The organism is Streptomyces sp. NPDC048718 (genome assembly GCF_043198875.1).
In the GTDB taxonomy this organism is placed as follows: domain Bacteria; phylum Actinomycetota; class Actinomycetes; order Streptomycetales; family Streptomycetaceae; genus Streptomyces.
This window is the reverse complement of record NZ_JBICVG010000024.1, coordinates 26,964-45,790: the sequence shown is the minus strand read 5'-3', so window position 1 is coordinate 45,790 and position 18,827 is coordinate 26,964. Positions and strand designations below refer to the sequence as shown.

General features: G+C 74.5%; 15 protein-coding genes and 3 pseudogenes. 11 read left to right on the top strand and 7 right to left on the bottom strand.

Features of this window, described 5'->3' with window-relative positions:
* The first annotated feature begins 131 nt into the window (after positions 1-131).
* Both ACGFRB_RS31505 and ACGFRB_RS31500 read left to right on the top strand, forming a co-directional pair.
* Positions 132-2,204, top strand: coding sequence for an NAD-binding lipoprotein (locus ACGFRB_RS31505; RefSeq protein ID WP_393247904.1), 2,073 nt, complete (start codon positions 132-134; stop codon positions 2,202-2,204).
* Positions 2,205-2,398: 194 nt separating this feature from the next.
* Positions 2,399-3,100 carry a beta-glucanase gene (locus tag ACGFRB_RS31500; protein WP_393247902.1) on the top strand — a complete coding sequence of 234 codons (702 nt, stop codon included), beginning with the start codon at positions 2,399-2,401 and terminating at the stop codon, positions 3,098-3,100.
* Between the two features lie 6 nt (positions 3,101-3,106).
* On the opposite strand, the gene ACGFRB_RS31495 is transcribed toward ACGFRB_RS31500, so the two are convergent.
* Positions 3,107-3,694, bottom strand: coding sequence for an HPP family protein (locus tag ACGFRB_RS31495; RefSeq protein WP_393247900.1), 588 nt, complete (start codon positions 3,692-3,694; stop codon positions 3,107-3,109).
* Positions 3,695-4,009: 315 nt separating this feature from the next.
* On the opposite strand from ACGFRB_RS31495, the gene ACGFRB_RS31490 reads away from it, so the two are divergent.
* The 4 genes from ACGFRB_RS31490 (at position 4,010) to ACGFRB_RS31475 (ending at position 6,977) form a co-directional block, all read left to right on the top strand.
* A complete protein-coding gene (locus ACGFRB_RS31490) occupies positions 4,010-4,807 on the top strand; it encodes an N-formylglutamate amidohydrolase (RefSeq protein ID WP_393247898.1) in 798 nt (265 codons plus the stop codon).
* Between the two features lie 82 nt (positions 4,808-4,889).
* On the top strand, positions 4,890-5,141 hold the full coding sequence (locus ACGFRB_RS31485) for a DUF6296 family protein (protein ID WP_393247896.1): 252 nt from the start codon (positions 4,890-4,892) through the stop codon (positions 5,139-5,141).
* 61 nt (positions 5,142-5,202) lie between these two features.
* The gene (locus tag ACGFRB_RS31480) at positions 5,203-5,535 is read left to right on the top strand and encodes a hypothetical protein (RefSeq protein WP_363011022.1); all 333 of its coding nucleotides are present in this window, start codon (positions 5,203-5,205) and stop codon (positions 5,533-5,535) included.
* Positions 5,536-5,663: 128 nt separating this feature from the next.
* Positions 5,664-6,977: an FAD-dependent oxidoreductase gene (locus tag ACGFRB_RS31475; protein WP_393247894.1), complete on the top strand. Its 1,314-nt coding sequence runs from the start codon at positions 5,664-5,666 to the stop codon at positions 6,975-6,977.
* Between the two features lie 88 nt (positions 6,978-7,065).
* Here the strand turns inward: ACGFRB_RS31475 and ACGFRB_RS31470 are convergent.
* Positions 7,066-7,986 (bottom strand): annotated as a pseudogene (locus tag ACGFRB_RS31470) (carbohydrate-binding protein); the annotation flags it as partial.
* Between the two features lie 95 nt (positions 7,987-8,081).
* Positions 8,082-9,295, bottom strand: a pseudogene (locus tag ACGFRB_RS31465) (RNA-guided endonuclease InsQ/TnpB family protein).
* Positions 9,296-9,345: 50 nt separating this feature from the next.
* On the opposite strand from ACGFRB_RS31465, the pseudogene tnpA reads away from it, so the two are divergent.
* Positions 9,346-9,775, top strand: a pseudogene (tnpA, locus tag ACGFRB_RS31460) (IS200/IS605 family transposase).
* Positions 9,776-10,013: 238 nt separating this feature from the next.
* Here tnpA and rpmG read toward each other — a convergent pair.
* The 3 genes from rpmG to ACGFRB_RS31445 form a co-directional block, all read right to left on the bottom strand.
* Entirely contained in the window at positions 10,014-10,178 is a 165-nt protein-coding gene (gene rpmG, locus ACGFRB_RS31455; RefSeq protein ID WP_363011028.1) for a 50S ribosomal protein L33, read from the bottom strand.
* Positions 10,179-10,600: 422 nt separating this feature from the next.
* Positions 10,601-11,641 carry a CU044_5270 family protein gene (locus tag ACGFRB_RS31450; RefSeq protein WP_393247892.1) on the bottom strand — a complete coding sequence of 347 codons (1,041 nt, stop codon included), beginning with the start codon at positions 11,639-11,641 and terminating at the stop codon, positions 10,601-10,603.
* Positions 11,638-12,321 (bottom strand): RNA polymerase sigma factor, encoded by a 684-nt coding sequence (locus ACGFRB_RS31445; protein ID WP_393247890.1) that lies wholly within the window; start codon positions 12,319-12,321, stop codon positions 11,638-11,640. The genes ACGFRB_RS31450 and ACGFRB_RS31445 overlap by 4 nt, the downstream gene beginning before the upstream one ends.
* 132 nt (positions 12,322-12,453) lie before the next feature.
* Between ACGFRB_RS31445 and ACGFRB_RS31440 the strand changes: the two genes are divergently transcribed.
* Positions 12,454-14,109 carry a serine protease gene (locus tag ACGFRB_RS31440; RefSeq protein ID WP_393247888.1) on the top strand — a complete coding sequence of 552 codons (1,656 nt, stop codon included), beginning with the start codon at positions 12,454-12,456 and terminating at the stop codon, positions 14,107-14,109.
* Between the two features lie 239 nt (positions 14,110-14,348).
* Here ACGFRB_RS31440 and ACGFRB_RS31435 read toward each other — a convergent pair whose 3' ends face one another.
* Positions 14,349-14,795: a nuclear transport factor 2 family protein gene (locus ACGFRB_RS31435; RefSeq protein WP_363011036.1), complete on the bottom strand. Its 447-nt coding sequence runs from the start codon at positions 14,793-14,795 to the stop codon at positions 14,349-14,351.
* Positions 14,796-14,968: 173 nt separating this feature from the next.
* Here ACGFRB_RS31435 and ACGFRB_RS31430 point away from each other — a divergent pair, with 173 nt between their 5' ends.
* The 3 genes from ACGFRB_RS31430 (at position 14,969) to ACGFRB_RS31420 (ending at position 18,779) form a co-directional block, all read left to right on the top strand.
* Positions 14,969-15,901 (top strand): diiron oxygenase, encoded by a 933-nt coding sequence (locus ACGFRB_RS31430; RefSeq protein ID WP_363011038.1) that lies wholly within the window; start codon positions 14,969-14,971, stop codon positions 15,899-15,901.
* 102 nt (positions 15,902-16,003) lie between these two features.
* On the top strand, positions 16,004-17,665 hold the full coding sequence (locus ACGFRB_RS31425; RefSeq protein ID WP_393247886.1) for an FAD-dependent oxidoreductase: 1,662 nt from the start codon (positions 16,004-16,006) through the stop codon (positions 17,663-17,665).
* 184 nt (positions 17,666-17,849) lie between these two features.
* Positions 17,850-18,779: a universal stress protein gene (locus ACGFRB_RS31420; RefSeq protein WP_393247884.1), complete on the top strand. Its 930-nt coding sequence runs from the start codon at positions 17,850-17,852 to the stop codon at positions 18,777-18,779.
* Positions 18,780-18,827 lie beyond the last annotated feature (48 nt).

The window sequence follows — 18,827 nt, the reverse complement described above, 5'->3', positions numbered from 1 at the left end:
CCTGTGGGGGCGTGCGCGGCGCGTACGCCCCCTTGCTCTGCTCGCACTCCCTCCTGCTTCGCCCTTGCACGAAGGGGTGAACGCGGCCCGACCTTCGTCTCCCGGGCCCGCCGGGGCGCCACCCTGCTGGCGTGCGTAAGGTGCGTGAGATCACCGTCCCGGGGCAGCGCCGGCCCGTGGTGGCGGAAGCGAAGACGGTGCGGGGCCGGCCGACAGGGCGGGCGGCGCGGGGCCGGCGGCGGGCGGGCAGCCGGGAGCGGCTGCGGTACTGGGTGGACCGTACCGTCGTCCGGGGTGTGTCGGCGCTGGTCGGCTGGCTGGCTCTGGCGTGTCTGGCGGTGGTGGCACCGGCCAGCACGCTGCTGGTGTGGACGGACGGCCGGGCGCCCGCGACGTTCGACGGCAAGGTGGCGGCGGTGTGGCGTACCGCCGGGCAGACGCTGCGGCTGGGCGGGGAGGCCGGACCGCCGTTGCGGTTCGCGCTGTCGCTGCTGCTCGCGCTGGTCGCCCTGTTGTACGTCTCCACGCTGGTCGGCATCGTGACGAGCGCGCTCACCGATCGGCTGACCGAGCTTCAGCGGGGGCACTCCACGGTGGTGGAGGACGGTCACACGGTGGTCCTCGGCTGGTCGGAGCAGGCGCCGACGGTGGTCGCGGAGGTGCTGGCCGCCCATGCGCAGCGGCGGCGGGGCGCGGTCGCCGTTCTGGCCGACCGGGACAAGGCCGGTATGGAGGCGGAGTTGCGCGCGGTCCTGACCGGACGGGCCGGGCGGGTCCGGCTGCTGTGCCGCAGTGGCCGTCCGGCCGATCCGGTGGCGCTGGCCCGGGTCGGGCCGGCGACGGCGCGCGCGGTGGTGGTGCTGCCGCCGGACGGCGAGCCGGGGCCGGGACCGGAGAATACGGGGAGCACCGACACGGGCGCCCGGGTGGCCGGGTCGCCGGAGTCCGGGGACGCGCAGGTGGTGAGGACGCTGCTGGCGCTGCGCGCGGCGGCCGGTGCCGGGGAGCGGGTCAGGGTGGTGGCGGCGGTCCGCGACGGCCGGTTGCGGGCGGCCGCCGAACTGGCGGCGGGCGAGGGCGCGACGGTCCTCGACGTCGAGGACATCGCGGCCCGGCTGTTGGTGAGTTGTGTACGTGAGCCGGGTCTGGCGCTGGTCCTGGAGGATCTCCTCGACTTCGCGGGCGCCGAGCTGCACACGCTTCGCGATCCCCGGCTGGCCGGGCTGCAGTTCGATGCGGTGCGGGCCGGGTGCGCCGACGCCTGTGCGGTGGGGATCGTGCGGGCCGACGGCGCTTTGGTGCTGAATCCGGCGCCCGGTACGGAGTTCGGCCCGGGGGACGGACTCCTCGTGGTCGCCGAGGACGGCGGCGCGCGGGCCGTGGGCGGCGCGGCCGCGGACGCCGTCGACCCGTCGGTGACGGTGACGGGGGCCCGCGCGGGCGGGCCGCGCCCGTACCGGGTGGTGGTGCTCGGCTGGAACCGGCGCGGCGCCCGGGTGACCGGTCTGCTCGCGCGGGGAGCCGCGCCCGGCTCCACCGTGGACGTGATCACCGCGGACGTCCACGCCCACGAGAGCGAGGAGTACGGCGGGGTGCCGGTGGTGTTCCACCAGGGCGACCCGTTGACCGAGGAAGCGGTCCGCCTGATCGACGAGCGGTACGACCGGGTGGTCGTCCTCGGGCCGGACCGGGCGCCGGGGGCCGATGCGGGGCAGCCGGACGACGCGACCCTCGTCACGCTGCTGCACCTGCGGGCCCGGGAGGCGGAGACCGGCCGGGTGCTCCCGCTCGTCGCCGAGCTGGCCGACGAGCGGAGCCGGGCCCTCGCCCCGGTCGGCCCCGGCGCGGACCTGGTGGCGAGCGGACGGCTCGTCGGACTGCTGATGGCCCAGATCTCGCAGAACGCCGCGCTCGCCGCGGCCTTCGCCGAGCTGTTCGCACCGGACGGCGCCTGCGTACGGCTGTGGCCCGCGGGCGATCTGGTCCGGTGCGGCGCCGAGGCGTCCTTCGCGACGGTCGTCGCGGCGGCGGCGCGGCAGGGGGCGTCGGCCGTCGGCTATCGCGCGGCGGCCGACGCCGCCGTGCCGCCGCGGCACGGCGTACGACTCAATCCGCCGAAGAGCGGGACGCGGTGCTGGGACCCCGGGGACGAGGTGATCGTGATCGCGTCGGCGGAGCCGCCGGCGGACGCCGGCCTTGGGTGACGAGTTCTCGACAGGGTTCGGAGGTTTCGCATCCGGCCGGGCGGGGTGGGCACAACGCCGTAGACGGAGCGGCGGGGGCGGCCCGCCGTCGCCTCCCGTGGTGGCGTGCGCGAGGCCGGTGAGGCCGGTGAAGCGCTGACGAACAGGGCGGGGCGCGGCGCCGTGTCGCGCCGACGGACACGCGAGGAGCGTTCATGACAAGGCTGGATCCGGCCGGCGAGCCGGTCTTCACCGCCGACTTCGGCTCACGGGAGCAGTGGACCGCGGGTCGCACGTGGGCCTATCCGCGTGGCGGCCCGGTCAACCAGGCGGACGACAAGCTCGATCATCTGACCGAGGATCCCGCGTACACCCGGGATGGGGTGTTCCGTGCGACCCGCCGGTCCGACGGGCTGTGGGACACGGGTCTGCTGACGACGGAGGACAGCCCCGGCGGGTTCGAGCTGCGGACCGGCGACGTGCTGGAGGCACGGGTCCGGCTGCCGGAGCGGCCCGGGGCGTGGCCGGCGATCTGGACCTGGCGGGACGGTGGGCACGAGGTCGACGTCTTCGAGTACCACCCCGACAACCCGGATCTGCTGGAGCTGTCCAACCGGGTGCGTGGCGCCCATCGCTACCACCACTCCCCCTCCGTGCACCCGGGCGCGCTGATCCGGCTGCGCACCGAGTTCGGCGCGCATTCGGTGGTGTGGTGGCTCGACGACGCGCAGGTCTTCGCCGACGGGCGGGGAGTCGGGCGGGGCTGGCACGCGTCACTGATCGTCAGTCTGTCCGTGTGCGCGGGCCGCTATCACCCGGCGCCGTCACCCGACACGACGGAGTTGTCGTACGAGGTCGCCGGCCTGTGCGTGTACCGGCCCGGGGCCGGCTACGCGGGCGGGTGGCCGCCGTACTGACGCGCGTCACCACCAGTAGGCGGGGTAGGCCGGTGCGCCGCGGCGGGTGCGGGAGACCACGACTCCCACCAGGACGAGCACGACCGTGGCTGTGAACAGCAGAGGGACGAAGCGGGCGGGGGCAGGCGCCTGGAGGGTGACGACCACGGCGGTGGCGCAGGCAGGCGCGTGCGGGGTGCGGGCGAGATGAGTGAGGGCCAGGGTGACACCGGCCGCGACGGCGGCGGCCCACGCTCCGGCGCCGGCCACGGCGATGGCGGCGTAGCCCACGCCTGCCGCGAGGAGGTGGCCGAGGATCACGCTGCGCGGCTGCGCCAGCGGGATGGTCGGCACGCTGTGGATCAGGGCGGCACTCGCGGCGATCGGCGGGATCAGTACAGGCTCGTGGAGGGCGGCGCCGAGCGCGACGAGGCCGAGCAGGACGGCGGTGACGGCGCCGGCGCTGTGGAGGGCCGCCCCGGGAGCGGGCCGGGCGGGAGCGCGGCCCGCTCCGCGGGGACGGGAACGGGAACGGGAGCGGGCCGGGGACGCGGGTTCGCGGGCGGGCAGGGGGGCGGTGATCGTCGTGCTCTCGGGTACGGCGTCGGTGCTCAAAAGTGCGATGTTTCCGGGTCGGCCGGCCCGAAGCCGGCGGGGATCGGTGTGAGGGCAGGCGGGCGGGCCCTGTGATCGGCGGTCGGCCCGCCCTCGCGTCACGCCTGCGCCGCCGGGAAGGGCGGCGCGACCGTCACTGATTGTATACAAAACACTATCGGGGGCGCGTTCGGGGGACGGAGCGGCTCCGCCGTACGCCCTGGGACCGCGCCGTGGAAACGGGTGGCCGACGGGGAAGGAGACCGCTGGAACCCCGTCGGCGGGACCGGCCCGGCCGCCCGCCCGCCCCTCCGACGCCCAGGGAGCGCGCCCGAGATGACCCACGCACAGCCGCCGTCCTTCCAGCTGCTCGCCGGGGATCCCGGCTCCCCGGTGCTGCTCCATGTGCCGCACTCCTCCCGCACGGTCCCTCCGGAGGTGCGCGCGGGCATCTCGCTGGGCGACGCGGAGCTGGAGCGGGAGCTCGACCACATCACCGACGCCCATACGGAGCGGATCGCGGCCCACGCGGCGCGGTCGGCGGACACGGCGCCCTGGAGCTTCGTCAACCGGCTGTCCCGGCTGGTCGTCGATCCCGAACGACTCCCGGACGAACGTGAGGAGATGACGGCGGCCGGAATGGGCGTGGTATACACGCGCACCACGCACCGGCGCGAGCTGCGGCCGGCCGGCTTCGACCCCGCACCCCTCATGGAGCGCTACTTCACTCCGTACGCCGAGGCCATGACCCGGGCCGTGGACGAACGGCTCGCGGCGACCGGGCGGGCGGTGATCCTGGACGTCCACTCCTATCCGGCGGCGGCGCTCCCGTACGAGCTCCACGGCGACGGCCCGCGCCCGCCCGTCTGCCTGGGCACGGACCCCGTCCACACGCCGCCCGCGCTGGTGTCCGCGGCACGCCGGGCGTTCGCCGGGTTCGGCGGGACCGGGGCGAACAGCCCGTTCGCCGGGGCCTATGTCCCGCTCGCCCATCACGGAGCGGATCCGCGGGTCACCGCGCTGATGGTGGAGATCCGCCGCGACCTCTGCCTGGCGGGACCGGGAGAGGCCGCCGAATCCTCGGTGAAGGCCCTCGGCTCGGCGCTCGCGGCACTCGTCGACGCCGTTTCCTGACCCGGTCCGGGGCGGCGCGGGGCCGCGTGAAAGCCCCGGCCGGGCCCCGGCCGGAAGGCGTGTGCGGGCGTAGACTGGGCGGATGAGCGCTCCCCGATACGCGCTGACCTTCTCCGCCGGGACCGACACCGGGGCCGGCTCCGAGGCCGCCGACGACGATGTCGTGATCGTCGAGCGGACCACGGCCACCGGGCCGGGCGGCCATTTCGTCTACGCGGACGCCACCGGAATCATCCGGGCCGAGATCAGCGAACGCGACGAGGTACGGATCCTGGCGTCCGGCGGCCACCAGGAGCCGGTGCGGGGTGTGGTGGCCCGGCGGCTGCCCGCGTGACCCGGGCCCCGCTCCCGGGGCGGTGAGCGGGGGCGGTGCGGATGTCGCCTAAGCTTCCGGAATGACCACGAACGACCCCTCTGCCACCCCGTCCGAACCGCGCTACGTCCGCGTCACCATCGAACTCGTCGCCGAGATCACCGACGAGCAGGCCCTCAAGGCTGCCGCGCTCGACCAGGTGCGCGACGACGAGTACCTGGACGACGACGAGCGCGCCCAGTCCGTCGAGGCGATCGAACTGGACCCGTCCGGCTCCCTCGCCCACTTCATCGACCCGGTCGCCCTGCTCGGCTCCGTGCCCGGCGTGGAGCTGACCTCCGCGACCTGGGAGTCCGCCCACACCGAGTACGACGCCGACGAGGAGACCTGGGAGGAGCACTCCCTGGAGGGCTGATTTCCGACGGTCGTGCCCGCGATTCCCGATTCCCCGCACGGTACGCGCGCGTGGCGTAGGGTTCGCGGGCACGGCCGGACGGCAGGCTCCGGCGGTGCGGACCGGCCGGGCCGTACGCAGGGGGTTGGATGAAACGCGCCGTCGTCATGGGTGGCAGCTACGCGGGGCTGTTCGCCGCGCGGGTGCTGAGCGACTTCGCCGAGGAGGTCGTCGTCCTGGAGGCGGACGACACGATCGGCACGGCGGGGATCGGGCGGCGCGCGCCACAGCGGCGTCAGCTGCACGCCCTGCTGGCCATGGGCCACACCCAGCTGGAACGCTGGTTCCCCGGACTCACCGCCGAGCTGGTGGCGGGCGGTGCGCGGCTGGGCGAGGGGGACGAGGTCCGTTTCTTCGTGGACGGCAGGCCGAAGGCCTCCGCCTCGGGGGCGCGGATGCTCGGCGCCTCCCGCCCGTTCCTCGAATCCGCCGTGCGCGGCCGGGTGGCGGCGCTGGAGAACGTCCGGCTGGTGACCGGGAGGGCCACCGGTCTCGTCCTGGAACGGGGCCGGGTGCGCGGAGTGCGGACGGCCGGCGGCGAGGTCCTGGACGCCTGGTTCGCCGTGGACGCCATGGGCCGCTCCAGCAGGCTCGGCGGCTGGCTCGAACAGGAGGGCTGGGAGCGGGCGCCGGTCGACCGGATGAAGGTCGATCTCGGGTACGCGACCGGCACGTTCCGGCGCGGGGACGAACTGCGCGACACGGTGATCGTGCACTCCTCCGCCGGCCCCGCGAGCGGCTACCAGCCGACGCTCACCGAGCCGGGCGGGATGGTGGCGGTGGAGGACGACCGCTGGTCGGTGGTGCTCGCCGGATACGCGGACGACCGGCCCGGGACCGATCCGGAGGAATTCAGGACCCGGATGCGCCGCGGTGTGGAGCCACTGCGCACGGTGGCCGACGCCTGCGCGATGACGGACGAGGTGGTCACGTACCACTTCGCGGAGAGTCTGCGGCGCGACTACGGGCGGCTCGGGCGATTCCCGGGCGGGCTCGTGGTGGTCGGGGACGCGCTGACCAGTGTGAACCCGGTGTACGGGCAGGGGCTGACGCTCGCCGCCCTCGAGGCCAACTCACTGGCGGTGCACCTTCGTTCGGGGGCGGCCGCGCGGGAGCCCGCCTGGGGGTACTTCCGGCGGGCGTCGGCCGTCGTCGGCGCGGCCTGGCAGCTGTCGACCACCGCCGATCTGGCCCAGCCGCATGTGACGGGGCCGTACCCGCCCGGCTACCGGCTGACGCGGTGGGCGGGCGACCGGATCACGGAGGCGTCGCTGGTGGACCCGGCCGTCGACGCGACGTACATGAACGTGGTGAACATGATCGAGCATCCGCGCGCCCTGACCCGGCCGGCGGTGCTGCTGCGCGCGGCGCGGGTGCTGCTCACGGGCTCCGGCCGGAGGTGAGGACTCCGGACGGAGCCGTGCGCGCCTCGGCCGGGGCCGGGTAACCGGACCGGCCGGGGCGGGTGGTGCCGCTCCGGCCGGCGGGCCGTCAGACGCGCTGCCAGAGCGCGGGGACGTTCGACGGTTCCCAGCCCGCCTGGGCCTGGTGGGCCTGGAGACAGCGGTAGGTCGCGCCGCCGTAGGTGACGGTGTCGCCGGCCGCGTACACCGTACCGGCCTTCCAGGTGCCGCCCGGCTGCGGTTCGCCCGGGCCGGGGCCCGGGTCGGAACCGGTGGTCTTCAGGGTCAGACCGTACGTCTGGAGGATCGGGTTCAGCGGCTGGAAGTAGGTGGTGCCGCCGCTGGAGCAGTCGCCGGTGCCGCCCGAGGTGGTGCCCTGCGCCTGGCTGCCGGAGATGTACGAGCCGCCGGAGTCGCCCGGTTCGGCGCACACGGTCGTACGGGTGACACCGGAGACGGTGCCCTCCTGGTAGGTGACGCTGGTGTTGTGCTGCTGGATGGTGCCGCAGTGCCAGCCGGTGGTGGAGCCGGAGCGGCACACCGAGGATCCGACGGGCTGGAGCACGGAGCCGGTGACCTGGACGTCGGCCCCGGCGCCCTTGACGTACGGGGTGGCGGTCCAGCTGGAGTTGACGGCGACCCAGGCCATGTCGTTGCCGGGGAAGATCGACGCCTGGAAGGTGCCCTGGGCGACCTGGTTGAAGCCGCTGGTGGCGGTGCCGGCCCGGCCGCAGTGTCCGGCGGTGGCGAAGCCCTGGGTGGTGCCCCGGGTGACGGGGAAGCCGACCGAGCAGCGGCCGCCGCCCATGTAGTACGCGTCGCCGCCGCGCAGGTCGTACAGCGGGCGGGGCGCCTCGGCGATGCGGACCGCCTCGACCAGGGAGCCCGGGACACCGGTGGCGGCGGCCAGACGTGCGGCGGCGCCGGGGCGGGTCTCCTCGACGACGAGCCGGTTGGTGCGGACGTCGACGTAGCGGACGGGTGCCTCGGCGGTGGCGGCCCGGGTGAGGCTGCCGGCGTCCGCGATGGCCCGGATGGTCTTGAGGTGCCTGCCTCAACTCCAGATTCGTGACTCCTCCCCCTCGTGAACGAGGGGGCTTCTCGCTATGCCTGGTTGGCGTCGCGACGGACCAGCCCGGCCCGTAGAACGTTGAGTGCGCCCACCATGTCGGCATGCGCGGTGTGGCCGCACGCCTGACAGTGGAACTTCTCCTGCGCAGGCCGGTTCTCCCTGGCGATGTACCCGCATTCGGGGCACCGCCGTGAGGTATCGCGGGGGTCCACGGCCATCACTTCCCGCCCGGCACTCTCAGCCTTCGCGTTCAGGATCGCGAGGAACACCCCCACCCGGCATCAGCGATCGAGCGATTCAGACCGGCCTTGGACAAGGCCCCGTTAGGCAGGAAGCCGCCCGGCCGGCCGGGGTCGGGCTTCGCAGCGGGGGCCTTGCTCATGTTGCGGATCTTGAGGTCTTCGTGCGCGATGAAGTCGTGTTCACGGACCAGGCCGAGCGCGGTCTTGTGCGCGTGATCGAGGCGCTGGCGACGCACCTTGCCATGCAGGGCCGAGACCTTCTCCACCGCGCGCTGATGATTGCGGGTGCGGTCCTTCGCCTTGCGGCGGGGAAACCGGCTGAGAGCCCGCTGCGCGGCTGCGAGCCTCTCGGCAGCCTTGCGGGCGTAGCGCGGGTTCGCGATGTGCTCACCGCTGGACGTGGTGAGGAACGAGGCGATACCCAGGTCGATCCCGACCGCACTGCCCGTCATGGGGAGCGGCTCGGACCGCTCTTGCTCGGCAGTGAGCACGACGAACCACTTACGCCCCTCACGCTTGACCGACACGGTCTTGATCTTGCCGGCCACCGCGCGGTGCTGGTTGACCTTGACATGCCCGACGCCCTGGAAGCGGACTCGGGTGACGCGGTCGTGCGGGGTGGAGTCCCACCGGCAGCCGTCGCCGTCCCTGGGGAAGTCCACCGTGTCGAACCAGTTCACTCCGCGAAAACGCGGGCAGCCCGGAGTGTCACCGGCCTTGATCCGGCGGAAGAACGCCTGGAATGCCTTGTCCAGACGGCGAAGCGTCGCCTGCTGCGAGGAGAAGGACCAGCGTCCCTGACGCTCCGGATCGAATGCCCGGATCTCCTTGAGCTGCGCGGACTGCATCCCGTACGTGACGCTCGTCTTCGAGACGTGCCGGTACGCGTCACGGCGTTCCTGCAAGGCCCCGTTGTAGAGCGAGCAGTGATCACGCAGCATCTCGCCGAGCGCGATCGCCTGGCCCACGGTGGGCCGCATGAGGAACTTGTACGCACGAATCACCCAGCCCACCCCCTTCGGTCAAGCCAGCTTGATCACACCACATTTGGCGTATGTCACCACGCTGGGAACCAAACCCCGATATCCGCACCGGACGTCACATAGCCTACTAACCTCCACGCACACTTGGTGTTCGTGACGAAATACCGGCGTGATGTGTTCGATGACCCCATGCTCAAGCGGTGCGAGGAGATCATGCGGGAGGTATGCGGCAGCTTCGAGACCGAGCTGCGGGAGTTCAACGGCGAAGCCGACCATGTCCACCTGCTGGTGCACTACCCGCCGAAGGTCGCCCTGTCGAAGCTGATCAACTCGCCCAAGGGCGTCAGCTCCCGGTATCTGCGGGCGGAGTACACCGGCCGGATCAACCGGATCGGCATGGGCTCGGTGTTCTGGTCCCGCTCCTACTTCGCCGGGTCCTGCGGCGGCGCACCGCTGACCGTGATCCGCCAGTACATCGAAGGACAGAAGCGACCCGTCTGACCGTCAACCCGCAGGCGCGGGGAACTCCGGCGCTTCGCGCCTCCGGTCCGGGGATGCGTTTCCCTCCCCGACTGAAGCCGCGGATACCCACGCAAGATCAGGGATGGAGCGAGCTTGCCGCCCCGCCCCTGAAAGGTCCAGACCAGTGCGGCGATCATATGCCGGTCATGCCCAGGGCCGGGGCGGGCACACGCCGGCAGGCCCCGCCCGAACGGGGCGGGGCCTGCCGGTGTACGGGTCAGCGGTGTTCGCGGAACGCGACGTGGGCGCCGGCGACCGGGTCGTACTTGCGCAGGACGAGACGGTCGGGGTCGTTGCGGCGGTTCTTGCGCGTCACATAGGTGACACCGGTGCCCGCCGTGGACCTGAGGGTGATCACGGGGCGCTGGGTGCTGCGGGGCATGGGGGCTCCTTCCGGCCGCCGGTCACCGAGTCCCTTCGGCTCGGTCCGGTCGGTCCGCCCGCTGCAACAGCGCCGCCGGCCCCCGCATTCCCGCGTGTCCACGCAGGTCCTCGGCGGGTCCGGACGCTTCCGGGTGCTTCCGGGCCCCGTGCCGTCGGCACCTCGCGAGACGCCCGGGGGCCGTGATTCGGCCACGCGTGCGGTGTCCGGTCGGGGTTCGTGACTCGGGGCCCGCGGTCGGGTACCCGGCACCGGAACCCGGTGCGACGGGACGGGTCGAACCGGGGCGGCCGAGGGCACCGGATGTGCGCCGCCGTACGGCTTCGGTTCGGCGGCCACACGGGGCCTTGGCGCGCTTCGCGGACCCGGTTCGAAGGCGCATGGCCGTACCCCGGAGCCGATCGGGGGCGCCCGAGCGGAGGTCAGCCGGCCGGCAGGTCACCCGGACGGGCGGCCGCGCCCTTGGCGAGGACGGCGGTGGTGCCGAGGAGCGTGCCCGCCGGGCCGGCGGACGTGGCACGGGTGAGGACCGTGCGTTCGCCGAGGAAGGCAAAGGTGGCGCGGTCGAAGATCCACTGGGTCTGCTCGCCGTGGGCGGTACGGGCCACGGCGACGCCCTCGCGCCCGGCCGCGTCGGTCGCGTACGGCAGCACGACGGTGTCCGGGATCCGCGCCGCCGCCTCGTACAGCGCGGCGGTCACCCGCGGCGGCGCCCAGGTCTCGGCCAGCAGGGTGCCGATGGCGTCGAAGGCCCGCTGGTGCGGGTCGGCGGCACGGCCGGCGGGCCGGGTCTGCGCGTAGACGAGATCGAGCAGGGCCCCGGGGTCGGTGGGCAGCGCGGACACGAAGGTGTGCGTCGGATCGGTGACCGACGGCTCCGGCCGCCCGAGGGCGCCGGGGCGCGGGGTGGCACCTCGGTGGTCGAGGTACTCGACCGGGCCGCTCGCGGCGAGCGGCGTGTCGGGCGCGCCGGCCTCGCGGAGCAGTCCTTCCCGGGTGCCGTCGGCCGACAGCCATACCTGCCTGCGGTGGGCCGGCGCCATGGTGGCGGGGCCGCCGCCGGCGTCGCGCCCGGCGTGGCCGACCAGGCTCTCGATGTAGACGAACCGATCGGGCCGGACGGTGGTCGCCGAAGCCTCGGAGGCGGCGAGCGCGGCCCGGGTGAGTACCTGGGCGGCGTTCGGCGCGGCGGCGTGGGCGCCGGGGCGCGCGGTGCCCCGCGGGACCGGGTCGGCGGTGACCACGGCCAGGGTGAAGGCGCCCGTGAGGGCGAGCCCGGCCGCGACGGGCAGAGCGAACCGGCGGGCGCGGGCGCGGTCACGGTGTGGCCGGGCCTCCGTGGCGTTCAGGACCCGGTGCTTCAGGGCCTGGTGGCGCAGCGGGGGCAGGTCGTCGACGGGCGGGGGCGGCAGCAGGCGCGTGAGGTCGGAGCGGAGACGGGAGTCGTCGGCGGGGATGGTCATGATCGGCACTCCGGGGTGGAACGGCGGGAGACGAGGGCAGGGGTGAGGGCCGCCGGGCCGAGGCCGTCGGCGGTGGTGGCGGCGACGGCGCCGCGCGGGGTGGTGGCCGTGGCGGTAGCGGTGGTCCGGGTGCGGGCGCGGCGGCCCGCGCACAGTTCCTCCTCGGCGAGCGCCCGCAGCCGCTCCCGGGCGCGGGAGAGGCGGGAGCGGACCGTGCCGACGGGGATGCCGAGGGCCTCGCCCGCCGCCGCGTAGTCGAGTCCGGCCCACACCACCAGCGCGAAGACCTCACGGTCGCGGCGGCGCAGCCGGGTCAGGGCGACCCGGGCGGCGCGCAGTCGCTCGGCGTCGGCGAGGCGGCCCACGACGTCCTCGGAGAAGTCGGGCAGGACCCCCCGGTCGGCGAGCCGGGCGTGCGCGGCAGCGTGGCGGCGGGCCTGGCGGGCGGTGCCGCGCAGCACATTGGTGACGATGCCGAGGAGCCAGGGGCGCAGGCTGCCGCCGTCGGCGTGCAGCCGTCCCCGGCCGCGCCAGGCCTCCAGGAAGGCCGAGGAGACGACGTCCTCGGCCGTGGCCGGATCGCCGCACACGCGCAGGGCGTACCGGTACAGCACGCTCGCGTGCTCGTCGTACGCCTCGCCGAGTGCCGCGAGATCCCCGGCACGGAAACGATCTCTCATAACGGATTCCACACTGGGTACTGGGCGCCGGTTCGGGTGGGTTCCCGTGACGCCCGCCACACCGGCGGGCAGGCTTCGCCGCGTGTGACGCGGGTCACGGGAACGCGGCGGCGGCCCGCTCCAGTGCAGGTCATGAACGTTTTCCAGAACTCCCCCGTCCCGGCGGTCTCCACCACCACGCGGCGGCGCGTGCTGCGCGGGCTCGCCGTCACCACGGCCGCCACCACCGCCGCCGTCTGCCTCCCGGCGGTCGCCTCCGCCGCGTCCGCGTCGCCGGCCGCACCTCGCCCGAAGACGGGCGGCACGTCCCCGACGTACACGCTGACCCTGATCCACCGGGGCCGCACGGGCGCGCCGACCGGATCCTTCCGCAGCCAGCTCACCGCGCTGTCCGGCACCGAGGCCGGGGCGAGCCTGCAGCCGTACGACGAGTCCGGCACCGTCACCGTCCAGGTACCGGCGGGCCGTTATCTGCTGGACAGCACCATCTCCACCGAGCGGACGGACGGCACGGAACACCGGGGGATCGACTGGCTCGTGCGGCCCCGCCTGGACGTGGACCGCGACACGACGATCGTGCTCGACGCCCGCGCCGCCCACCCGGTGGACATCCGGCCGCCGGTCCCGGACGCCGAGTTCGAGACCTGCGGGGCGTTCGTCGAGGTCACGCACGAGGGGACGACGGGCTTCGCGAATGTGGTGGCCTACACACCGGACCTCCGGATCGCACACCTCGGTCCGGCCACCGAGGCCGGCGCGGTCCGGACCTGGGTCGACGGGTACTGGAGCAGGCCGGAGGGGGTGTGCTTCCTCGGTTACGCCTTCCGGACCGACCGGGCGCTGGACGGTCTGGTCCGTCATCCGGCGCTCGGGGACCTCGCCACCCTGGTCGTCCGGGCGGCGGCGCCCGCGTCGGGGGCGGGTGTGGCGTTCGTGGATCTCTCCCCGTCGGCGGGGCCCTCCCCGTCGCTCTCCCGGCCGCTGACGGTGCCCGGCAGCGCGACCTTCCTGATCGCCGCCGAGCGCGGCACCGTCGACGTCATGTACAGCTCGCCGGCCGACCCCGAGAAGACCCCGACCCGTTACCTCACCCGCGGGATCGAGCTCACGGCCGGCGCCACCACCGTGCACACCTTCGACACCCCGGTCTTCGGGCCCGCCCTGGACTCCTCCCCCGGCGCCGAACCCGCCGCCCGACGCACCGGCAACGTCCTCGACGTGGCCGTGCCGCTGCTCGCCGACGGCGACGGCCATACACCGTCCTCACCGCTGTTCACCGCCGCCACCACCGCGCTGTACCGTGACGGCGCACTGCTCGGCACCCGGCGCGGCACCCCCGGGGAGGGTTCGTTCACGCTCCCCGCGGGGCGGGCTTCGTACCTGCTGACGGCGCGTGCGTCCCGGCCGCACGGCAGCGTCACGGCGGCCTGGACGTTCACCTCCGCCAGGACGGCGAGCACCACCGAAATCCCGCTCAGTGTCGTCCGGTTCAGCCCGGAACTCGCGGTCGACGGCACGGCTCCGGCGGGCGCCGCGAGCACGGTGGGAGTGGCGGTGCGCGGCGCGGCGGAGCGGTCGGGGGTGCGGTCGCTGGTGGTGTCGGTTTCGACCGATCGGGGGGCCTCCTGGTCGGCGGTGCCGGTGTCCGGTGGACGGATCGCGTTCACGACGCCGGGGCCCGGGAGGACGGTGTCACTGCGGGCGGAGCTGACCGACGCGTTCGGCAACACGCTCACGCAGACGCACATCGACGCGTACGCGGCGGGGGCCGCGTCCCGGGCCTCCTGACCGGACCGGGCCGCTCCCCCGCTCCGCCATCGCCGTCTCGGCCCTCAGCCGCGCTTCCTGGAGGGCGTCGTCGGCTCGGCGAGCGGGCCGGGCACGCTGTGGGCGACCTCGCGCAGATGCGGCCGGTCCGGCTCGGACCGCCGGACCACCGGACCGCCGGACCGCCGGCTCGGCCCTGCCCGTCACCCGCGCTCCCTCTCGCCCGCCTGCCCGGCGATTCCCCTGGAATGGGGCGGGGTTCAGCCCCGGGGCACCGGGGTGGCCTGGTGGTAGTACAACCGCCAGGCGCCGCTCGCGTCCTCGCGCCACAGGGAGCTGCGGCGCGCCCGCCGGTCCTCGACGACCGTCTCGTACGTCAGATGGACCAGGCCGGGCGCGAGCAGCACGCCGCGCATCCCGGACGCCTCGATGCGCGGGCCGTCCGGCTGGGCGTCGTCGAACCCGGGGAGCTCGGCCAGCATCTCCTCGTACGTCCAGCGCCGCCCCGAGGACCCCACCTCGACGAACTCGGGGTCGAGGAGCAGGCCGGGCTCGACGGCGTCGGCGCGTACGGCGGGCTCCAGGAGGCGGAGTTCGTTGTCGACGGCGGCCTGAACGGCGGCCCGCCCGGCGTCTTCGGTGTGCGCCGTACTCTCGGCGCCCCCTGCGTGCTCTGCGTGCTCTGCGTGCTCTGCGTTGTCGATCATCGGCCCATCCTTTCCGGCCCGGAGTCCCTCGGCAATCCTTTTCGGCGCCGACGGGGTAGGCGCGCGGGCGGACTTGTTGTACCTTCCGTCGAACGGCTTACTAGACAGCTCGTCTAACAAGCCTGCCCCGCTCTCGCCCCTCCCCGCCCCCGAGGTCCTCAAGGAGCCGCACCATGGCCGGCAGCACCCTCCGCCCCGCGGACCAGGCCCCGGACCCGGGCCAGGCACTGCGGCCCGAACGCGACGCGGCGCGCCGGCTGCTCGACTCCTCCGCCCGGCTGTCCTACGACCCCGCCACCGAAGTCGACTGGGACACCCCGCTCGACCGGGACTTCCACGGTATGAGCCCCGAGTGGAGCACGCTCTACGGCACCCGCTACTGGCAGGAACTGACGGAGGAACAGCGCAAGGAGCTGACCCGGCAGGAGGCAGCGTCCGTGGCGTCCGCGGGCATCTGGTTCGAGATGATCCTCCAGCAGATGGTGTTGCGTGACATGTACGCCAAGGACCCGACGGATCCGCGCTTCCAATGGGCGCTGACGGAGATCGCCGACGAGTGCCGGCACTCGATCATGTTCGGCCGGGCCGCCGCCAAGCTCGGCGCGCCCGCCTATCGCCCGCCGCGCCTCGTCCGCGAACTCGGCCGCCTCTTCAAGTCGCTGGCGGTCGGCGAAGCCGCGTACGCCTCGATCCTCGTCGCCGAGGAGGTCCTGGACGTGATGCAGCGCGACTGGATGCGCGACGAGCGGGTGGTCCCGTTCATCCGGACCATCAACAACATCCACGTCGTCGAGGAATCACGGCACATGAGGTTCGCCCGCGAGGAGACCCGCGCCCGGTTGCGCGCGGCGGGGCCGTTGCGCCGCCGCGCGCAGGCGCTGGTCGTCTCCCTCGCCTCGTACCTCATCGTCACCAGCATGGTCCACCGCGACGTGTACGCGAACGCCGGCCTCGACGCCGGGCGCGCCCTCGCGGAGGCGAAGGCCAACGAGCACCACAAGTCGCTGATGCGGTCGAGCTGCGCGGGCCTGATGGAGTTCCTGTCCTCGGCGGGGCTGCTGACCCGGCCGGCCGTCGCCGTGTACCGGCGCGCCCACCTCGTCTGACCGGCTCGCCCCCTCCCCGGAGAGCCGCCCCTCCCCTGGGCCCCGACCCGACCGCCTTCCGGGCCCCGCCACGCCCCCGAGCCCCCGCGAGCCGTCGACGCCATGACCTACGCCATCACCCAGACCTGCTGCAACGACGCCACCTGTGTCGCCGTCTGCCCTGTCAACTGCATCCACCCCACGCCCGACGAGCCGGACTTCGGCCGTACCGACATGCTCTACGTCGACCCGGCGGCGTGCATCGACTGCGGTGCCTGCGCCGACGCCTGCCCGGTCGACGCGATCCTGCCCGCGGACGCCCTGGCCGCCGCCGGGCAGGAGGGGTACGCGGAGATCAACGCGGCCTTCTACGAGGGGCGCGCGCCGCGTCCCGCCGCCGAGGGCGGGCCCGTCTTGCACTCCTGGGGCGCGCCGTCGTTCGCCCGGACGCTCCCCGCCGACTTCGCGCCGATCCGGGTCGCGGTCGTCGGCACCGGCCCGGCCGGAATGTACGCGGCCGAGGACCTGCTGCTGCACACCGGTGCCGAGGTGACCCTGATCGACCGGCTGCCGGTGGCCGGCGGCCTCGTCCGCTACGGCGTGGCACCCGACCATCCGGCGACCCGGCGCATCGGCGACACCTTCGCCCGTTTCCACACCCATCCGCGGGTGCGGATGTACCTCGGTGTGGATGTCGGCACCGACATCACGGCGAGCGAGCTGGCCGCGCACCACGACGCCGTCGTGTACGCGGTCGGCGCGGCCGGTGACCGGCGGCTCGGTGTCCCCGGCGAGGAGCTGCCCGGCTGCGTCCCGGCGGCCGGGCTCGTCGCCTGGTACAACGCGCATCCGGAGGTCGCGCCGGACATGGTCGACCTGTCGGGCACCGAGCGGGTCGTGGTGGTCGGCACCGGGAACGTCGCCCTCGACGCCGCCCGGGTCCTGGTCGCGGACCCGGACGCGCTCGCCTCGACGGACATCGCCGACCACGCGCTGAGCGCGCTGCGGAACTCCGCCGTACGGGAGGTGGTGCTGCTCGCCCGGCGCGGGCCGGAGGATCTCGCGTGCACCGCGCCCGAACTGCTCGCCCTGGGACGGCTGCCCGGGGTGCGCCTGGTGGTGGACGACCACGATCCGCGCGCGTGGGCGGCGATCGAGGCCGCGGCGCCGGGGGACAAGGCGGCGCTGCTGCGGACGGCGGAACGCGAGCGGGTGGACTGGCCGGGGACCCCGCGGCCGGGCTCCGGGGGCACGGGAGAGCGGCGGATCGTGTTCCGGTTCCACTCCTCGCCCGAGGAGATCCTTCCCGGCGCGGTACGGGTGACGGGCGCGGCCGGGCCGGTCGGCATGGCCGCCGGGCTCGTCCTGCGGGCGGTCGGCTACCGCGGGCTGCCGGTGGCCGGGCTGCCGTTCGACGAGGCGACGGGCACGGTCCCGCACCGGGGCGGCCGGATCGAAAAGACGCCCGGCGGTTATGTCGTCGGCTGGATCAAACGCGGTCCCTCGGGTGGCATCGGTGCCAACCGCGCCTGTGCGGCCGAGACCGTGAGCACGCTCCTCGCCGACGCGGTGGGCGGCGCGCTGCCGTCGCCGTCGGGCTCCGCGCGGGCTTTCGGCCGGCTGGTCCGGCGCCGGGTCGGCCAGGTGGTCGACGCGCGCGGTCTCGCGGCGATCGAGCGCGCCGAGCGGGCCCGGGGCGAGGCGTCCGGCCGCCCGCGCGTGAAGCTGGGCACCGTACCGGAGCTGGTCGCGGCGGCGCGTTCCCGGCGCCCGCGGGCACGCTGACGGCCCCGGGCGGCCCAGCGCGGCCCCGGGCTGAGCGGCGCCCGGCCGGCGGGAGGATTCCGGCCGGGCCCGCCCGCGCCCCGGCGGGTCGGCTACGGCGGCCGGGTGCGGCGCGCTCGTGGACTCGACGGCCCTCGGCGTGGCACCCGGTTTCCACCGATGGCTCCCGATATGAGTGCGAAGCATGAGCCAGAACTCAGCTGTTGTGGTGGGGGTCGACGGTTCCGAGCACAGCCTGCGCGCGCTGGAATGGGCGCTGCGGGTCGCGCGGAGCCTGTCCGCCCCGCTCACCGTCGCCCATGTCCGTTCCGAGGCCCTCCAACTCGGCAGCGCCCGGATCTCGTCGCTCGGTCCGGCACCCGAACTGCCGGACACCGTCGTGAACTCCCTCGCGGCACAGATCGGACCGCGGGCCGAGGACCTCGACGTGCGGTACGCCTCCCTGGAGGGCTCCGTCGTCGACGCGCTGGTCGGGGCGGCGGCGCGGGCCCGGCTGCTGGTGATCGGCTCGCGCGGCCGGGGCGGTTTCAAGAGCCTGCTGCTCGGGTCGAACAGCCGCGCGCTGGCCGCCGCGTCGCCGTGCCCGCTGGTGGTCGTCCCGCACGAGGCCCGGATCGCGACGCTGGACGGGAGCGCGGCGGCCGGCCGGGTGCTGCTGGGACTGCACCCGGAGGAGACCGGGGACGAGGTCGTGGAGTTCGCGTTCCGCGCGGCGCGGCAGCGCGGGGTGCCGCTGCAGGTGGTGACGTCCTACCCGGTGCCGCCCAACCCCGTCCTCCTGCTCGCCCCGCCGTCGCCCAAGTTCGACGTGCCGCCGACGACCCCGGACGAGACGCCGGAACTCGTCGAGAGCACCCGGCGGCGGCAGGCGGAACGGCTGCTGCCGTTCACCCGGCGTCATCCCGATGTCGAGGTGCTGCCGGTGGTGACCCCGGTCGACGCCGCCGGCCGGCTGGTCGACGACTCCCAGGAGGCGGGCCTCGTGGTGGTCGGGCGGCACCGCAGGCACCGGGTCGCCAAGTTGCTCGTGGGGTCGGTGGCGAACGCCGTGCTCCAGCACGCCGCCTGCCCCGTCGCGATCGTGCCGCCGCCCGTCGCCGCCGCGTCGGACTGACCCGGCGGCGCCGGCCCCGGCACCGCCCCTCGGCGAGGACGCCCTGGG